19 protein-coding genes and 1 pseudogene are annotated in these 17020 nt (G+C 61.6%); 7 read left to right on the forward strand and 13 right to left on the reverse strand.

Annotated features, from left to right (window positions below; genetic code table 11):
* Positions 1 to 48: 48 nt before the first annotated feature.
* Positions 49 to 474, reverse strand: coding sequence for a YybH family protein (locus ACM6IM_RS27905; protein ID WP_192305694.1), 426 nt, complete (start codon positions 472 to 474; stop codon positions 49 to 51).
* Between the two features lie 141 nt (positions 475 to 615).
* Here ACM6IM_RS27905 and ACM6IM_RS27910 point away from each other — a divergent pair, with 141 nt between their 5' ends.
* A complete protein-coding gene (locus tag ACM6IM_RS27910) occupies positions 616 to 1101 on the forward strand; it encodes a GNAT family N-acetyltransferase (RefSeq protein ID WP_414866876.1) in 486 nt (161 codons plus the stop codon).
* A 125-nt stretch (positions 1102 to 1226) separates the two neighbouring features.
* Here ACM6IM_RS27910 and ACM6IM_RS27915 read toward each other — a convergent pair whose 3' ends face one another.
* The 3 genes from ACM6IM_RS27915 to ACM6IM_RS27925 all read right to left on the reverse strand — a co-directional run bounded on the left by ACM6IM_RS27915 (position 1227) and on the right by ACM6IM_RS27925 (position 3028).
* Complete coding sequence (locus ACM6IM_RS27915) at positions 1227 to 1715, reverse strand: GNAT family N-acetyltransferase (protein WP_414866877.1); 489 nt, start codon at positions 1713 to 1715, stop codon at positions 1227 to 1229.
* Positions 1716 to 1812: 97 nt separating this feature from the next.
* Positions 1813 to 2298 carry a GyrI-like domain-containing protein gene (locus tag ACM6IM_RS27920; protein WP_192305688.1) on the reverse strand — a complete coding sequence of 162 codons (486 nt, stop codon included), beginning with the start codon at positions 2296 to 2298 and terminating at the stop codon, positions 1813 to 1815.
* 67 nt (positions 2299 to 2365) lie between these two features.
* Positions 2366 to 3028, reverse strand: coding sequence for a LysE family translocator (locus tag ACM6IM_RS27925; RefSeq protein ID WP_414866878.1), 663 nt, complete (start codon positions 3026 to 3028; stop codon positions 2366 to 2368).
* Positions 3029 to 3166: 138 nt separating this feature from the next.
* On the opposite strand from ACM6IM_RS27925, the gene alaC reads away from it, so the two are divergent.
* On the forward strand, positions 3167 to 4381 hold the full coding sequence (gene alaC, locus ACM6IM_RS27930) for an alanine transaminase (protein WP_414866879.1): 1215 nt from the start codon (positions 3167 to 3169) through the stop codon (positions 4379 to 4381).
* Positions 4382 to 4560: 179 nt separating this feature from the next.
* Here alaC and ACM6IM_RS27935 read toward each other — a convergent pair whose 3' ends face one another.
* Both ACM6IM_RS27935 and ACM6IM_RS27940 read right to left on the reverse strand, forming a co-directional pair.
* Entirely contained in the window at positions 4561 to 5913 is a 1353-nt protein-coding gene (locus tag ACM6IM_RS27935; protein ID WP_192305682.1) for a GntP family permease, read from the reverse strand.
* Positions 5914 to 5994: 81 nt separating this feature from the next.
* Positions 5995 to 6528: a gluconokinase gene (locus ACM6IM_RS27940; RefSeq protein WP_192305680.1), complete on the reverse strand. Its 534-nt coding sequence runs from the start codon at positions 6526 to 6528 to the stop codon at positions 5995 to 5997.
* Between the two features lie 215 nt (positions 6529 to 6743).
* Here ACM6IM_RS27940 and ACM6IM_RS27945 point away from each other — a divergent pair, with 215 nt between their 5' ends.
* The 3 genes from ACM6IM_RS27945 to ACM6IM_RS27955 all read left to right on the forward strand — a co-directional run bounded on the left by ACM6IM_RS27945 (position 6744) and on the right by ACM6IM_RS27955 (position 9190).
* The gene (locus ACM6IM_RS27945) at positions 6744 to 7775 is read left to right on the forward strand and encodes a LacI family DNA-binding transcriptional regulator (protein ID WP_192305678.1); all 1032 of its coding nucleotides are present in this window, start codon (positions 6744 to 6746) and stop codon (positions 7773 to 7775) included.
* Between the two features lie 44 nt (positions 7776 to 7819).
* A complete protein-coding gene (locus ACM6IM_RS27950; protein WP_371048551.1) occupies positions 7820 to 8452 on the forward strand; it encodes a glutathione S-transferase family protein in 633 nt (210 codons plus the stop codon).
* A gap of 159 nt (positions 8453 to 8611) precedes the next feature.
* Complete coding sequence (locus tag ACM6IM_RS27955) at positions 8612 to 9190, forward strand: hypothetical protein (protein ID WP_414866880.1); 579 nt, start codon at positions 8612 to 8614, stop codon at positions 9188 to 9190.
* A gap of 117 nt (positions 9191 to 9307) precedes the next feature.
* Here ACM6IM_RS27955 and ACM6IM_RS27960 read toward each other — a convergent pair whose 3' ends face one another.
* From ACM6IM_RS27960 to ACM6IM_RS27970, 3 genes and pseudogenes are all read right to left on the reverse strand, one after another.
* Positions 9308 to 9847: a methyl-accepting chemotaxis protein gene (locus tag ACM6IM_RS27960; RefSeq protein ID WP_371048730.1), complete on the reverse strand. Its 540-nt coding sequence runs from the start codon at positions 9845 to 9847 to the stop codon at positions 9308 to 9310.
* Between the two features lie 9 nt (positions 9848 to 9856).
* Positions 9857 to 10627, reverse strand: a pseudogene (locus ACM6IM_RS27965) (PAS domain-containing protein); the annotation flags it as partial.
* A 409-nt stretch (positions 10628 to 11036) separates the two neighbouring features.
* Positions 11037 to 11909: a LysR family transcriptional regulator gene (locus ACM6IM_RS27970; protein WP_414866881.1), complete on the reverse strand. Its 873-nt coding sequence runs from the start codon at positions 11907 to 11909 to the stop codon at positions 11037 to 11039.
* A 99-nt stretch (positions 11910 to 12008) separates the two neighbouring features.
* Here ACM6IM_RS27970 and gstA point away from each other — a divergent pair, with 99 nt between their 5' ends.
* Entirely contained in the window at positions 12009 to 12611 is a 603-nt protein-coding gene (gstA, locus tag ACM6IM_RS27975) for a glutathione transferase GstA (RefSeq protein ID WP_414866882.1), read from the forward strand.
* A gap of 91 nt (positions 12612 to 12702) precedes the next feature.
* Here the strand turns inward: gstA and ACM6IM_RS27980 are convergent, their stop codons facing one another.
* From ACM6IM_RS27980 to ACM6IM_RS27995, 4 genes are all read right to left on the reverse strand, one after another.
* Positions 12703 to 13716, reverse strand: a complete 1014-nt coding sequence (locus tag ACM6IM_RS27980) for an ABC transporter substrate-binding protein (RefSeq protein ID WP_414866883.1) — start codon at positions 13714 to 13716, stop codon at positions 12703 to 12705.
* A complete protein-coding gene (locus tag ACM6IM_RS27985) occupies positions 13713 to 14240 on the reverse strand; it encodes a sigma-70 family RNA polymerase sigma factor (protein WP_414866884.1) in 528 nt (175 codons plus the stop codon). Before ACM6IM_RS27985 ends, ACM6IM_RS27980 begins: the two co-directional genes overlap by 4 nt.
* Positions 14241 to 14459: 219 nt before the next feature.
* The gene (locus tag ACM6IM_RS27990) at positions 14460 to 15251 is read right to left on the reverse strand and encodes a phosphate/phosphite/phosphonate ABC transporter substrate-binding protein (RefSeq protein ID WP_414866885.1); all 792 of its coding nucleotides are present in this window, start codon (positions 15249 to 15251) and stop codon (positions 14460 to 14462) included.
* A 49-nt stretch (positions 15252 to 15300) separates the two neighbouring features.
* Complete coding sequence (locus tag ACM6IM_RS27995) at positions 15301 to 16242, reverse strand: fatty acid desaturase (protein WP_414866886.1); 942 nt, start codon at positions 16240 to 16242, stop codon at positions 15301 to 15303.
* Between the two features lie 343 nt (positions 16243 to 16585).
* Here ACM6IM_RS27995 and ACM6IM_RS28000 point away from each other — a divergent pair, with 343 nt between their 5' ends.
* Entirely contained in the window at positions 16586 to 17008 is a 423-nt protein-coding gene (locus ACM6IM_RS28000) for a GNAT family N-acetyltransferase (protein ID WP_414866887.1), read from the forward strand.
* Positions 17009 to 17020 lie beyond the last annotated feature (12 nt).

Consider the following 17020-nt stretch of genomic DNA (forward strand, 5'->3'; position numbering starts at 1 on the left):
TCCGGGGTTGCACGGATCAACTATGGCCGCAGATCGCGGATTTGGCGACTAAGGCTGCACATCGAACAGGGTGGCGCCGCTCATCGGGTCGAACGGTGCCGACCAGTGCTCGTGGACAATCTTCCACGTCCCGCCAACCTGCCGGTAACACGCGGTGGCGCGCATCCAGCAACTCTGGGTTTCGCCCTTCTCGTTGGTACCGCCGCAATTGGCCACCCAATGGGCGAAGGCGATGTTTGGCGCCACTTCGATGGCAATTTCATGGAACTCGAAGACGTGCGGGCCCGGGCACATTTCCATGCACGCCAGCCAATGCTCGCGGTAGGCGGGTTTGCCCTTGAATTGCAGGGCCTTGATCGCATCGAACGAAAGGATGTCATCGGCGTACAGGGCCATGACCTTTTCCACATCCTTGGTCATGACGGCCTGGCGATACGTGTCGATCAGGGTTTGAATTTCAGTCTGTGCGCTCATGGTGTTCTCCGTGTTTTTTGTGGTGAAGACACCCCTAGTCGTTCGACGATGAACGGGATCGACAGCTGCAACAAAAAAATTCCGAGGAAAACAAAACCGCTAGAATCGGCAGCTCATCTTTGTAGGAAAAAGGAAATTCCCGTGTCAGCCCGACTCGTGCCTTACGAAAGCCTGAATGCCACTCAACGACAACAGGTCGAGGCCATTGAAATCCATCCCGAGCAGATCAAGTTCTCCGGCGACATCCACGGCGCCTTGCATACCCTGCTGTCGAAACCCGGCCCCGGCGTGAAAGGTTTTGCCCTGCTGGCAGACGAGGTGCCGGTTGCCTTTCTGCTGCTCAAGCGCCCGCCATTGCTGCCGGCCTGGGCCAATGAGCACAGCGCCACCTTGCATGCGCTGCAGGTCGATCATCGCGCTCAAGGCAAGGGTTATGGCAAGGCCTGCCTGCAGGCGCTGCCCGACGTCGCGCGTCAGGCCTGGCCGGAGATCAAGGGCCTGGAACTGTCGGTGGACGCCGACAACGATGCCGCCATCGCCCTGTACGCCCACTATGGCTTCGTCGACAGCGGCGAGGCGTACAAGGGGCGGATCGGCTATGAGCGGCGGATGGGGATGAGTTTCTGATAGCACGCCCCGGCCCCTGTGGGAGCGAGCCTGCTCGCGATGGACTTCCAGGCACCGCTGGGTGTCAGGTCGCCAGCGTTAACGTTGACGACCATCGCGAGCAGGCTCGCTCCCACAAAGAGCGATTACAGTGTCAACATCATCTCATGCCACGCCATGCCGCCATGGTCGGACGCCGACGGCTTGATGTAGGCAAAGCCGAACCCGGCGTACAGCGGGATGTGCCGCTCTTTGCACATCAGGTGAATCGTCGCCTTGCCCAGGCCGCGCATGCGCTCGATGAACTCGCCCATCAGGCGTTTCGCCAGGCCCTGGCCCTGGAAGTCGGGGTGCACCACCACCGACATGATCACCACGTTCGGGCCTGCCGGGTCGTGACCGATCAGTTCCTTGAACGCTTCGTCGGACATTTCCACCTCGAACGCCGCGCCGGAATTGATGAAACCCGCCACCACGCCGTCCACCTCGGCGACGATAAAACCGTCAGGCCAGGTGGCGATGCGCGTGGCGATTTTCTCCCGGGTGGCGGCTTCGTCCCCTTCGTACGCCACCGTTTCGATGGCGTAGCAGCGGTCCAGGTCGGCAGGCGTTACGGGGCGGATGACGGTGTTCATGGCAGGTCGCAGTCAGCTGGAAAAGGCCGGGGATCATAAATCAAGCGTCGGCATGACATCGAGAAACAAATCCTCGATCCGCCTCCCGATGGTCGTCTCACGCCTTGATCGGCACCCAGATCTCCAGCTTTCCGGTATTGAGCTTCGGGTTGAAATCTTCGCTGTAGCGCTCGAACTCCGGAGCATCCGCCGCCTGATGGCCGGACTGCGGCAACCAGGTTTTCCAGATGTACTGGAAGGTCTGCGGCAAGCTCTCCAGCGTGCCCTTGTGTTCGAACACGGCGTATTGCTGCGGCTGCACTTCAACCCAGCGGTAGGTGTCAGGCAGGTCATCGAGTTTGCTGATCTCGACCCCGGCGATGTACTCGAAACCACCCTTGCCATCCGGATTACAACAGATGCCGTAGGTTACGTCGCTTTTCTGCCCTGGAATCTTGCCGATGTGCGGAATGAATTTCGCCCAGAGGTCAGGAATGCCCTGGGTCGTATCCTGGGTGAAGCGTCCACCCAGCCCTGCGATCAGCTGGAAATGCCCGTGTTCGAAACGTGGTTCGGCCAGCAATGCGCCTGATAGCTCATCCATGACACGACTCCTGATACAGAAAAGTGGGTTCGGCTGGGAGTATAGAGGCCATTCCCGATTCGCCCAGTTACAGGGTGTGCAACGCCTCGGCGGCCGCGCCTCCGACAAACTCGTTATACCCGGAAAGGATCACGTACACCGCGAAATAGCAGAAGATCGCCGCCGATGCCAGGTAGGAATAGCGCAACAGCTTGTCGCCCAGCAACTTGCCGCCATGGCTCGCGGCGAAGCACAGGCCCGCCGACCACAACAGCCCGGCGCAGAGAAAACCGCCCAGGAACAACGCCGAACTGACCGGGCCGCCCCCGCCGGAACGGGCGATCAGGGTGCCGCCCACCGCCGCGAACCAGAGGATGGCGCTGGGCGACGACATGGCGAGGAAGATCCCGCGAAAGAATTCCTTGCGGTGGGAGTTGTGGCCCACCTCGGCGGTTTCGGCCAGCAACGCCTCGTGGTGAATCGCCGAATAGATCATCTTTGCCGCGAAATAGATCAGCAGCGCCGAGCCGCCGATCCACAGGACCCAGCGCACGGTTTCGTATTGCAGCAGAACGGTCATGCCGGCCAGGGCCAGCACCGCGTAGATCAGGTCGCCGACGCAGGTCCCCAACCCCAGGGCAAAGCCTTGAAAATAGCCGCGCTGCATGGCCAGGGTGATCATCGCGATGTTGGCCACACCAATATCCAGACACAGAGAAAGGCTCAGCAGGAAGCCGCTGCTAAATTCCATCGACCGATTTCCTTCGGAAAAAAATGTTTACATTCAGGCTGGACAGTCTGTCACAGCTTTCCGTACATTGCGCCACAGGTCACCGCAGTGACCAGCGTCGCTCGGACGGTTCCGGGCGCTTACGTTATCGAGGCAACAATGGCCGAACAAGGTTCGCCGCGCCGCTTTGCGCGCATAGATCGACTCCCCCCCTACGTTTTCAATATCACCGCCGAGCTGAAGATGGCCGCCCGCCGCCGTGGCGAAGACATCATCGACTTGAGCATGGGCAACCCCGACGGCGCCACGCCGCCGCACATTGTCGAGAAACTCGTCCAGGTCGCCCAACGTGAAGACACCCACGGTTACTCCACGTCCAAGGGCATCCCGCGCCTGCGCCGGGCGATTTCCAACTGGTACAAGGAACGCTACGAGGTCGAGATCGACCCGGAAAGCGAAGCCATTGTCACCATCGGTTCCAAGGAAGGCCTGGCCCACCTGATGCTGGCCACCCTCGACCAGGGCGACACGGTGCTGGTGCCCAACCCGAGCTACCCGATCCATATCTACGGCGCCGTGATTGCCGGTGCCCAGGTGCGTTCGGTTCCGCTGGTGCCGGGCGTGGACTTCTTCGCCGAACTGGAACGGGCGATCCGCGGCTCGATCCCGAAGCCGAAGATGATGATCCTCGGCTTTCCGTCCAACCCCACCGCGCAGTGCGTGGAGCTGGACTTCTTCGAACGTGTGATCGCGCTGGCCAAGCAGTACGACGTGCTGGTGGTGCATGACCTGGCGTATGCCGACATCGTCTACGACGGCTGGAAAGCCCCGTCGATCATGCAGGTGCCAGGCGCCAAGGACATCGCGGTGGAGTTTTTCACCCTGTCCAAGAGCTACAACATGGCGGGCTGGCGGATCGGTTTCATGGTCGGCAACCCGGAGCTGGTCAACGCCCTGGCGCGGATCAAGAGCTACCACGACTACGGCACCTTCACCCCGCTGCAAGTCGCGGCGATTGCCGCGCTGGAAGGCGATAAGCAATGCGTGCGCGACATCGCCGAGCAATACCGGCAGCGTCGCAATGTGCTGGTCAAGGGCCTGCATGAACTGGGCTGGATGGTCGAGAACCCGAAAGCCTCGATGTACGTCTGGGCCAAGATTCCCGAGGCTTACGCCCACCTGGGCTCGCTGGAGTTCGCCAAGAAACTGCTGGCCGAGGCCAAGGTCTGCGTCTCGCCGGGCGTGGGTTTCGGCGAGTACGGCGACGACCACGTGCGCTTCGCCCTGATCGAAAACCAGGACCGGATTCGCCAGGCCGTGCGCGGGATTCGCGGGATGTTTAGGGCGGATGGGTTGGTGCACAAAACCAACTGACGCCTCCTGCCCCTGTGGGAGCGGGCTTGCTCGCGAAGAGGGACAGTCTGTCAACGAAGATGTTGTTTGACACACCGCTTTCGCGAGCAAGCCCGCTCCCACAAGGACGGTATTCAGCCTGATCGATCACCCACAAAAAAACCGCATCGCTGCGGTTTTTTTGTGCCCGGCTGAAGTGCTTAGACGAACAGCGACAACAACAGGATAAAGCCCAGACCGACCACCGACAGGATGGTTTCCATCGCGGTCCAGGTCTTGAAGGTTTCCGCCACGGTCATGTTGAAGTACTGCTTGACCAGCCAGAAGCCCGCGTCGTTCACGTGGGACAGGATCAACGAACCGGCACCGGTGGCCAGCACCAGCAGTTCACGGTTGACCCCTGGAATCATCCCCACCACCGGCACCACGATGCCCGCGCCGGTAATGGTTGCCACGGTCGCCGAACCGGTCGCGATGCGGATCACCGCTGCCACCAGCCACGCCAGCAGGATCGGCGAAATCTGCGCCGCCACCGCCATGTGGCCGATCACGTCACCCACGCCGCTGGTCACCAGCATCTGCTTGAAGCCGCCACCGGCACCGATGATCAGGATGATCGCGGCGGTCGGGGCCAGGCTCGCGTCCAGCCACTTGAGCATCTGCTGCGAGCCGATGCCCTGTTTGTAGCCGAAGGTGTACAGCGACAGCAGCAACGCCAGCAGCAGGGCCGAAATCGGGTGACCGATCAGGTCCATGAAGGTGCGGAAGAAGTTGCCATCCGGCAGCACCACATCGGCGAAGGTCTTGAGCAGCATCAGGAACACTGGCGACAGCACGGTGACCAGGGTGATGCCAAAGCTCGGCAGATCGGCCGAATCCGACTCACGCGCCAGTTGATCCACCAGCTCCTGGTTCGGATGACCGGGGATGTGCTTGGCAATGAACGTACCGAAAATCGGGCCGGCAATGATGGCCGTCGGCAGTGCGACGATCAGGCCGTACAGGATGGTCTTGCCGATGTCGGCACCGAACACGCCGATGGCCAGCAACGGGCCCGGGTGCGGTGGCACCAGGCCGTGCACGGCGGACAGGCCGGCCAGCAGCGGGATCCCGATCTTGATGATCGACACGCCCGTGCGCCGGGCCACGATGAACACCAGCGGGATCAACAGCACGAAACCGATTTCGAAGAACAGCGGGATGCCCACCAGGAACGCGGCGAACATCATCGCCCACTGCACCTTGTCCTTGCCGAACGCCCGGATCAGCGTCTGGGCAATCTGATCCGCCCCGCCCGACTCGGCCATCATTTTGCCGAGCATGGTGCCCAGCGCGAGGATGATGCCGACGAAACCGAGCACCCCGCCGAAGCCGTCCTGGAACGCCTTGATGATGGTGCCGATCGGCATGCCGGAGGTCAGCCCGAGAAAGGCGGCGGCAAGGATCAGGGCAATGAACGGGTGGAACTTGAACTTGGTGATCAGGACGATAAGCCCGATCACCGTGACCACTGCATCGAGCAGCAGGAACGTCTCGTGGGACATGCCAAACATTAGGGGTGTCTCCTGGTTGTTGTTGTTATTAAAGCGGGTTATTCGAGCGCCATGAGGACAGCGCTGTCTTTTCGAGCAAAATCAACCGGCGCGTTTCAGGCCGTGCGCCAGCCACCAGGCGTGGGCCTGTTGAGCCAACTGCGCGACGCTGTGATTCGAAGCGTCGAGCGCCAGGGTCAGCGGTTCGCCCACAGGGGATTCGAGGGTGGCGAACTGGCTGTCGATCAAAGTCGATGGCATGAAATGGCCCGGGCGATGGGAAACACGGTCGGCGGCGACTTCGGGCGTCAGCTCGAGGAATACGAAACCCAGGCCCGGCAAGGCGCTGCGCAGGCGCTCGCGATAAATGTGCTTGAGCGCCGAGCAGGTCAGCACCGGGCGCTGGCCCGAGGCATCGACGCGGCGCAATTCGGCGCACAGCGTATCGAGCCAACCGGCACGGTCGTCGTCGTTCAGGGGGATGCCTGCGCTCATCTTTTCGATGTTGGCGGCAGGGTGGAAAGTATCGCCTTCAATGGCAGTGGCGCCGCTGAGCTCGCAAAGAGCTTCACTGACGCAGGTCTTGCCGCAACCGGCAACGCCCATGATGACCAGGGCGGTGATGGGATGATTCATGTAACACCTCAGCGCGCAGACAGCGCTACCTTTGTCAGTTATGACACTGCAGCAAAAGCAGAAGTTGCCGACGCCTTCTTGTCATTTTTGTGGGTTGCAGCTAATTCGGTCCCAACGCCGAAAAGCGAGGTTCAGGTCAAACTCGCTTACGCATTTGCAGCTGCTTCGGGACAGCGCTACCTTAGTGCCTTGAATTTTGTTTGGCAAGCCGCCCGATGACCGCCCCTAAAAACGATAAAAATACCCGAACCACTGGCCGTCCGACCCTCAATGAAGTCGCCCGCCTGGCCGGCGTCAGCCCGATTACCGCCTCCCGCGCCTTGCGCGGGGTCAGCACGGTGGCCACCGAACTGGTGGAAAAGGTGCAGCGAGCCGCGCTCGAACTCAACTACGTGGTCAACCCCGCCGCCCGCGCCCTGGCCTCGGCCCAGAGCCATTCGGTCGTGGTCCTGGTGCCGTCGCTGTCCAACCTGCTGTTCATCGACACACTGGAAGCCATTCATCAGGTTTTGCGCCCCAAGGGCTTCGAAGTGCTGATCGGCAACTTCCATTACTCGCGCGATGAAGAAGAAAACCTGCTGCGCAACTACATGGCCTATCAGCCTCGCGGCCTGCTGCTGACCGGGTTCGACCGCACCGAAAGCTCGCGACGGATGATCGAAGCCAGCAATATTCCCTGCGTCTACATGATGGAGCTGGACAGCGCGGCCGGGCTCAACTGCGTCGGTTTCTCGCAACTGGCGGCCGGCGAAACGGCGGCGCAGCACCTGCTGTCACGCGGGCGCAAGCGCCTGGCCTACATCGGCGCGCAACTGGATCAACGCACCCTGTTGCGTGGCGAAGGATTTCGCAAGGCCTTGCAGAGTGCCGGTCGCTATGACCCGGACCTGGAAGTGCTGACCCCGCGCCCCTCCTCCGTTGGCCTGGGCGGCGAGCTGTTCCTGCAATTGATCGCCAGTCACCCGGATGTCGATGCGATCTTCTTCGGCAACGACGACCTGGCGCAGGGCGCGCTGCTGGAAGCGATGCGCTGCGGCATCAAGATCCCCGAGCAGGTGGCGATCCTCGGCTTCAACGACCTGCCGATGTCGGCGCACATGGTGCCGCGCCTGAGCAGCATCAATACCCCGCGCGAGGCCATTGGCCGGCGCGCTGCGGAGCAGATGCTGACCCTGATGGCGGGTAACACCGTGGCCAGGCCGGTGCAGGACATGGGCTTCGAATTGAAGGTGCGTGAAAGCACCTGACCCGCAACAGCCGGAAGCTGTCGATCAGCAGCAGGAGTAGCGCCATGGCACACGCACTGAAAATCCTCGGTAAAGCGTCATCCATCAACGTCAGAAAAGTCCTGTGGACCTGTGATGAGCTGAATATCGCCTACGAGCGCGAAGATTGGGGCAGCGGATTTGCCTCGACCCACAGCCCCGAGTTCGTGCGCCTGAACCCCAATGCCCAGGTGCCGGTGATCATCGACGAGGCCGGGGTGCTGTGGGAATCCAACACCATCTGCCGCTACCTGGCGGGCAAGCAGCAAAATACCGACCTGCTGCCCCACGAACCGGCGGCACGGGCGCGGGTCGAGCAGTGGATGGACTGGCAGGCCACCGACCTCAACACGTCCTGGCGCTATGCCTTCACCGCCCTGGTGCGCAAGGACCCGGAATTCCAGGACGCGCAGCGAATTGCCCACGGCCTTCGCGACTGGAACCAGAAAATGGCGATCCTCGAACATCAGCTCGCGATGACCAAGGCCTACGTGGCCGGAACAAACTTCACCCTGGCCGACGTCGTCATCGGACTGTCGATCAACCGCTGGCTGATGACGCCGATGGAGCGACCCGACTTCCCTGCCATCGATGAATACTTCCAGAAGCTGGCGCAACGCCAAGGCTTCCTCAGGCATGTCTGCAACGGCCTGCCCTGAGCGGTTGGCCACTGCCGCCTGGCGGCAAAGGCTGACCGCACACGCCTGAATGTTTACCCGCCGATACAACTCAACTCATTGTAAACATTGAGTTTTATCCAATGGGCACACTATTTGCTCCTGGCACTGTACCGCAACCACCTACAAGGTCCATTCATCATGTTGGTCAGTGCACAACAAAACCTGGTTACCCCGCTGTTCCTCAAGAAACCCGGCGAAGACCCGACCGCAGAAGCGGCCGCCGGTCTACAGGGCGGTCTGCAAGCGGCGCTGATGCAGAACGTGCAGAACAACATCCAGCTGCAGAACAGCAAGGAGGCGGGCAACGTTCAGGCCGCTGTCTCCAAACAGAGCACCGAGCAGGTCAACGCCGCGAACAAAATCAGCGACAACATCGACGAAGCGTTCGCCAAAACCCGCGTGGAACTGCAAACCACCTATGCACCACTGCCCGAGGGCACGAAGGAGCGCATCGGCACGGCCGGCAGCGCTACCCAGGACTTCAAGGACTGGATGGCCAAGAGCCCGGAACAGCGCATCCGTGATGCGATTCTGGAAGAGATGGGCCTGACCCAGGAAGAGGTCGACCAGATGCCGCCGGAGAAGCAACAGGCCATCGGTGAGGAAATTGCCAAGCGCATGCAAGACAAGGCAGCCATTGCCAAGACGGAAGAAGCCCAACAGAGCGGCGATCCGGAAAAGGCCGCCGTGGTCGACAAGTTCCTGGCGTCGCTGTAAGGCTGCACCTGCGGGAGCGCGCCTGCTCGCGATGGCCGCCCAGGCAACCCGGGCATTCAGACAGCCCGCGTTATCGTTGACGGCCATCGCGAGCGGGCTCGCTCCCACAGGTATCCGTCAGTTCAATTGCAGCGTTGAATTGAACTGGCTGATCGCGTCCACCACATGCCGCGAGCCCTGCTGAATCTCCAGAATCACCTCCCCCGCCTCGTTCGCCAGCTCCACGCCCAGCCCGGTTCGACTCAAACTCGATTGCATGCTGGTCACCGCACTCACCGACAGGTCGTGGTTGCGGCGCACTACATCAACGATTTCCACGGTCGCCTGACTCGTGCGAGCGGCGAGGCTGCGCACTTCATCGGCGACCACCGCGAACCCTCGTCCATGCTCCCCGGCGCGTGCCGCTTCGATGGCGGCGTTGAGCGCCAGCAGGTTGGTCTGGTCGGCAATGCCACGAATGGTCTGGACGATGGTGCCGATGATGTCGGACTGTTTGCTGACCGCATCGATGCTCAGCGCGGCCTCGTTCAAATCCCGGGAAATGTCCTGGATGATTTGCACCGTCTGCTGCACCACCTGAGAGCCTTTCTGCGCGCAGGCGTCGTTCTGCACCGAAGTGCTGTGGGCCGATTCGGCGGCGGTTTGCAGGGTGGTCATCTGCCGAGTGATGTCGCTGGCGAACTTCACCACTTTGTACAGCCGCCCCTTGGTGTCGAACAACGGGTTGTAGGACGCTTCAAGAAAAATGGTACGGCCGTGTTTATCCTTGCGCTCGAAGCGGTGGGAATGAAATTCGCCGCGATTGAGCGAAGCCCAGAACGCCCTGTAGCCCGGGGATTCGGCTTCGGCACGGTGGCAAAACAAGCTGTGATGCTGACCGACGATTTCGTTGAGCGAGTAGTGCGTGGCCTGTAGGAAGTTGTCATTGGCGGTGATCACCCGACCTTCGGGGGTGAATTCGATTACCGCCATGGAACGGCCGATGGCCTCGAGCATGCTTTTGTTTTCGTGCTCCTCGTGCACCCTGTCAGAGATGTCGCTGGCCACCTTGATCACGCTCCTTACCTGGCGGTCAGGGCCGAACACCGGCATGTAACTGGCTTCGAGCCACACCTCCCTGCCGTTTTTGTCCAGACGTGGAAACGTGCCGCTGACCGGTTCGCCACGGGCCAGGTCACGCCACAAGCGGGCGTACTCTTCACTGCGGTAAAACGCCTCTTCACAGAAAATCCGGTGATGCTTGCCTCGCACTTCTTCGACGCTGTAGCCCATGGCCGCGCAGAAATTTTCGTTGGCATCGAGGACGAAACCGTCCGGCGTGAATTCAATCATCGCCATCGAACGACAGATCGCGGCCAGTTTGGCGTTGGCCTCGCTCAGCGCGCAGCTGAAGCGTTCGATTTCCAGCAGGTCAGCCTTGTGATGAAGGTTAAACATGTCATATCACCCTAAGCGCGGTTCTTTGATTGATGAAAGTTCTGCGGTCTTTCAACGTATCCACCACAACGTTCCAAGGAACAGGCACACGCGCCCCTCCACACGAGGGGCTGTTCAGGTGATCAATGATGTTGAATCGGAGAGTCCATGTGGCAACGCTCTTATCAAGACATCCGTCTCTTGATAGCCCGGGACCGGGCCAACCCTGATGTATTCATAAGCAATTCCCTTTTACGCAAAGCTCCCGGTTGCTCGGTATCGGTGCCTTGTCTCGCGCACTCTCGAGCCAGCAGCCGGACATCCATCCGTCCGACATGGTTAGTTACGAGTCAGCATAGCCAGCCGCTTACGGCCTGCAAGGCCACTAGTCGGCCAGTATTGAGGACAAAATCGATTCAGCACGATGGGGCTAACGATCAGCCAGCATCGCCAGGAGTGCCTGTACGGCTGCCGAGGGTGGCTTGCCTGGGGCAATGGCGAGGGCGAATTCGCGGTCGACCCGCGGTTTGAGCGGCATCACCCGCAGGCCCTGGAGCTGGCTAGGCAGCGTCATTTCCGGCACCACCGTCACGCCGATGTTTTCCCGTACCAGCGTGAATGCGCTGCTCCATTCTCGGACCTCGACGCGAACGTCGCAGAGCTGCAAGCCGGCGTCGCTGGCCAGGCTGCGGGCGTTGGTCGAGCATCCGCCCGTGGCCAGCACAAAGGGTTGCTGCGCCAGCTCGGCGAGCGTGACGCCCTCTTCCACCGGTCGGCGCGCCAGGCCGTGGCCAGCCGGCAGGACCGCCACCCAGGCGTCACGCCCCAGACGACCGGCATTGCGCGACGGTGTGGGGTTCAACACCACACCGACGTCCACCAGGCCGGCAGCCAGCAGGCTGTCCACTTCGTCGTCGCTGACTTCGAGCGCGACCACCTGGATACCGGGATGAAGCCGGTTGAACTGACGCAGCAAAGGCGGCAGGAACGTCGCCAGCACCATGGGAAAACTGGCCAGGCGAATCGTCCCGCGCTGGACGCCTTTGGCGGCGTCGACGGTTTTGCGGATGTTTTCCAGGGCGCCGAGCATGGTGCGCGCGTGTTCGATGACCGGCAGGCCGATGGCGGTCGGCAAGGTCTGGCGGTTTTCCCGGCTGAACAGTTGCACGCCCAGGGTTTCCTCGATCAGTGCCAGCGCTTGGCTGGCCCCCGACTGGGTCATGCCGATCCGCTCGGCGGCACGGGTGATGTTGCCGGTATCGGCCACCGCCACGACCATTCGCCAATGCATCAGGTTCATCATGGCAGTAGCTTTCCTTATGGCAACGTTCTGAAAGATTAATTTTACCGAGGGTGGCGCGCACTATGACACTGGCGCCAATCACTCACCAGAGACCTGCCGATGAAGCTGTATTACGCCCCCCAGGCCTGCTCGCTGGCGCCGCACATTGTGTTGCGCGAATTGGGCCTGCCCTTTGAATTGATCCGCATCGACAACCGCAGCAAACAGACTGACAGCGGCGAAGACTTCTTCGCCATCAACCCCAAGGGCTACGTTGCCGCACTGCAACTGGACGATGCGCAGGTGCTGACCGAAGGCCCGGCGATCCTGCAATACCTCGCCGACCTGCGCCCCGACACCCGCCTGGCGCCAGCCCCCGGGACGTTCGAACGGGTGCGCTTGCAGGAGTGGCTGAACTTCGTGTCGACGGAGGTTCATGGCGGGTTGGGCTGGCTGTTCAGCGAGCGGTTTACCCAGGACGTGAAAGCGCAGATCAAGGAGAAGCTGTTCAAGCGCTTTGTGGTGTTGTGCCAGACGCTGGAGCGTCAGGATTATCTGCTGACGAGCGGCTTCAGCGTTGCCGACGCGTACCTGTTCACGGTGCTGCGTTGGGCGCCGTGGTTTGACATTGATCTGGATCGCTGGCCGGCGTTGGCGAGGTTTCAGGCGAGGGTGGGAGAGCGCCAGAGCGTAACAGCGGCGTTGGCTGTGGAACTGGCGTAGGGCTTGAGCCCCTTCGCGGCCAAGCCCGCTCCCACCGGGAAACCCATTCCATCGTGGGAGCGAGCCTGCTGGCGATAACCGGCTTCTATATCTACAGGCTGGAACTGACTTTTTCAGCCACCTCCCCCGGCACCCAGCCCTTCCACACCTGCGGCTGATCACGCAGAAACGCTTGCGCAACCTGGCGCGGTGGCTGGCGTTTCTCGGCCATCTGCGCCAGGGTCTGGTTCAGCAGGTCGATGGGGAAATCGACTTTCTCGAAGAACGCCACCAGATCCGGATACTGCGCCTTGAACGGTGCGGACACGCCAATGGCCAGGCTCGCCGGCATCGAGCGCGTGCCCTTGGGGTTTGGGTGATTGGCGTCGGACAGGGTTTTCCAGGCGTCGGCGTCAAACGGCGGCTCCTCGAGTTTCACCAGTTTGTACCGTCCCAGCAAAGGCGTTGGCGACCAGTAGTAGAACAACACCGGTTTGCCGCGACGAATCGACGACGCCACTTCGGCATCCAGCGCCGCCCCGGAGCCGGTACGGAAGTTGACGAAGCTGGTGGTCAGGTCGTAGGCCTTGAGCTTCTGGCTGTTGACGATCTCCGACGTCCAGCCGGTCGGGCTGTTGAGGAAGCGTCCCCGGCTCGGGTCCTCGGGGTCGCGGAACACATCCTTGTAGCGCGCCAGGTCGGCCACCGACTTCAGCTCCGGCGCCAGCGGCTTGATGCCGCGTTCAGGGTCGCCCTTGATCACGTATTCCGGCACCCACCACCCCTCGGTGGCTCCTTTGACGGTGTCGCCCAAGCCAAACACTTTGCCTTCGGCGGCGGCCTTGACCCAGGCAGGGCTGCGCCCGGCCCATTCTTCACCGATCACCTGGATGTCATTTTTGGCCAGGGCGGCTTCGAGGCTGACGGTGCTGCCGGGCAAGGTGTCGGTCGGGTAACCGTAGCCTTTTTCGACGATCAGCCGCAGGACTTCGGTAATCAGGCTGCCGCTTTCCCAGGTGATGTCGCCGAAGTGGATCGGCGCGTTTTTTTCGGCGGCGGGGACATGGCTGGCCACCAGGCTCAGGGCCAGCAGCGAACCGCCGAGCAGACTTTTGATCGATTTCATGCGGACCTCTGATGCAAGGGTTCATTGGCGCTGTGCGGGGCACATAACGCGAGGGAGCGGGTCATATAGACGCTGACCGAGCGTTGAGAAATGCCCAGCTCGGCCGCGATCTGCGGGTACGTCAGGCCATCGATCCGCGACAGCAGGAACGTCGCCCGGACCTTGCCTGGCAGTCGCTCCAGGGTGCGGTCGAGGCCCTGCAGGGTTTCGCTCAGTTGCAGCAGAACCTCGGGCGAGGTCACGGCTGGCGGATCGAAGTGTTGCAGGTGTTCGCGGTGCCGGCGCTCCAGATCACGGCGCCGCCAGAGCTGATAAATCAACCGCTGGGCGATGGTGGTGAGCAAGGCACGGGGCTCGCGAATCGGCGTCAGACCGGGCGATTCGAGCAGTTGCGCAAAGGTTTCCGCGGCGATGTCTTCGACGCTGCAATGGGTACCCAACTGCTGACGCAGGCGGGCGCACAACCAGGGGTAATGGGCGCGGAACAATCCGCCCACGGCGTGACGATGGTCGGTGCCGGACATAGAGGCTCCAGGGGTTAGGGTCGCTGAATGTCCGGTGGCCCGGTGAGGCGAATCCTAGCAAGGAGCCTTATTCATTAATAATACTTAAAATTCATTTTTATATTTGATAAAGGAATTTACGGACAGCATCGCGAGCAGGCTCGCTCCCACAGGGACCCAAGGTTGTAGAAGCGAGCCTGCTCGCGATGGCAATGGCGCCGACGCCACTGGTTCTCCCGCTTACCGCACCCGCCCATACCCCAAGCCCTGTGCCTCTCGCTGATAATCGAGCAGCACCTGATAATCCTCCTCGCCGGCCGGCAACACCTCGCTTAAACCGAGCACTTCAGCGACTTCAGGCAACTCGCCCAACGTCTCGTTCATGACCCTGCGCAACGCCGTGACCTGCTCGTCACTGGCCGTCACGGCGGTGATGTACGGCAAGGTCGGGCTCGACGCACTGCGCTCCACCACGCGCAGCCCCCTCACTTCCTGCCCGGCGTGCCGCGCCAGGTAGGCGAAGGTCACGCTGTCGATGGCGGCGAGGTCGGCCAGATCGTCGCGCAGCCAGCGCAGGCTCTCGCGATGGCTGCCGCTGATGCCGACACGGGTGAAGAACTGCCCGTCGCGGTGCAGCGGCGCCAAGCGCTGGCGCAACAGGTTCATCCCGCTGTTGGAGTCTTCGCCGTTGATCACGCCGCGACTGTTGAAGAAGTCAGGCAACGTCCGGCGAGAATCATCGGCGCGGCTCAACAACAGGCTGCAATGATTGCCGCCACTGGCCTCCGGCAGCTCATAGCGGGGTCGGCCGACCACCCGCACCTGACCGCGCAATGCCGTCATCAACGGGTAGCCACAGGTTTGCGTCAGTAACAGATCCGGCGCCCGCCACAGCTCAAGCAGCGGCAACCCGCCAGCGCCACGGCGCGTACTGCCCAGGCGTTCGAGAATACGCACCAACCAGCGCTCGTTGGCCTGCTGGATGGGTTCGGGGGCGACGTACATGAGTAATTCGGCAATCTGTCGGGTCATCGGAAAATCGTCCCTGCACATCATTGAACGGTGGGAGTACTGACTGGAATCAGTGGAATGGATGTCGTGGGCTGTCGATTGCCTTTATCCCATTCTCGCGCCACAACTGGCCATAACCGCGCACCAGAAAGCCGCCGCTGCGCGCCAGCCATTGTTCGCGGCGCGCGTGGTAGACCCGGGGCAGGTCGTACCAGGGCAGGCCCGGCAGGTCGTGATGCACCAGATGGAAATTGAGGTTGAGGAACAGCCAGCGCCACGGCCAGGCCGCTTCGTTGAGTACCGTGCGCTGCTCGGGTTGCGCGTGGGGACGATGCTCGTAATAGGAACGGATCATCGCAATCGACAGCGCCGGCACACTGATCAGCAACAGGTAATGCCACACCGGCAACACGCTGTAGCGGGCGATGAACAGCAACATCAACAGGGTCAGCGTGCCGTGGCTCAGCCACATCAACCAGGCCTGGCGCTCACCGGCCTGCAGCCGTTGCAGCTCTTCCCGCGCTAGCCCCAGCAGCGCCAGGGGTGCACCCAGGAGGAAGCGACCGAGCACGGTTTTGTTCAACCAGTGCAGGCTCTGCTCGAACAGTGAACGGTCCTGCCATTGCCGCGCACTCAGATAACGGCTTTCCGGATCGATGCCGGGCAGCGTCAGGTCTTCGTCGCGGTGATGCCGCAAGTGGCTGTCGCGATACAGGGTGTAGGGATACCAGACGGCGAACGGCGCGTAGCCGAGGATTTTGTTCAGCGTGGTCCAGCGGGTCGGATGGCCATGCAGCAATTCGTGCTGCACCGATAACCAGAGCACCAGCAGCACGATCAATGCCAGCGTGCTCCACCCAAGGCCCAATCGGGCGCTGCCCAGCACCAGGCTGAACCAGCCGACGTACACGGCGACAAGCAGCAACCAGGTCGGCCACTCGGTGCGAGCCGTCAGGCGTTGGCGCAGGGTTTCGATTTCTTCTCGATGGGCACTATCGAAGTAATGGGGCATGGCGTTGCTCGGATCAGGGACCAGTCCCCTTCTGTGCAACAGCGCCTGGAAATCTTGCAGATTATTTTTTGCGAAGCGGCGGCGATCATTCCCACACCCTGCGCGGGAATGATCTTCCTGCGTGTGGCGTCAGTGACCGAACACGTCCACCTTCTTGGCCTTCTTGTCCGCACGCTTTTCATCGGCGGTCTTTGCCGGTTTCTTCTTTGCCGCTTTTTTTGAATCCATGCCTTTGGCCATGATACTGACTCCACTCATACGGGATGTACGATCAGGTATACACCTATCCCCGGCCACGCGTTCTTTTATAATTGCCCGCTTTGCCCAGCGACAGATCCGCGCCATGCCCGAAACCCGGTACACCCAGCTCGACGAGCCGTCATGGCCGTTGATGAACAAGTTTTATCGCGCCCACCAATCGTCGATGAAAGCGGTCCGCGAGGCTCGCCTCTGGGTCGCCCGGCGCGAGCAGATCATCGGTGCGCTGTGCCTGCGGCCGGTGTCGGGGGGACATTGGTTGACCGGATTGTTCATCGACCCGAGCTGCCGCAACCAAGGGGTGGCGGCGGCGCTGATCGGCGCAGCGGTCGAAGGCCTCGAACAACCGGTGTGGTTGTTCTGTCATCCGGACCTGCGCGGTTTCTACGAGCGTTGCGGCTTCAGGTTCGACCCGCAAATGCCTTATGCGATGGTCGAACGCCTCAGTCGTTATGCGCGCAGCAAGCCGATGATTGCGATGGGGTTGGAGCCGTTCGGGAAGGCTTGAAGAGCCCCTTGT

The sequence above is a fragment of the Pseudomonas sp. IT-P12 genome, from assembly GCF_949767465.1.
Taxonomy (GTDB): domain Bacteria; phylum Pseudomonadota; class Gammaproteobacteria; order Pseudomonadales; family Pseudomonadaceae; genus Aquipseudomonas.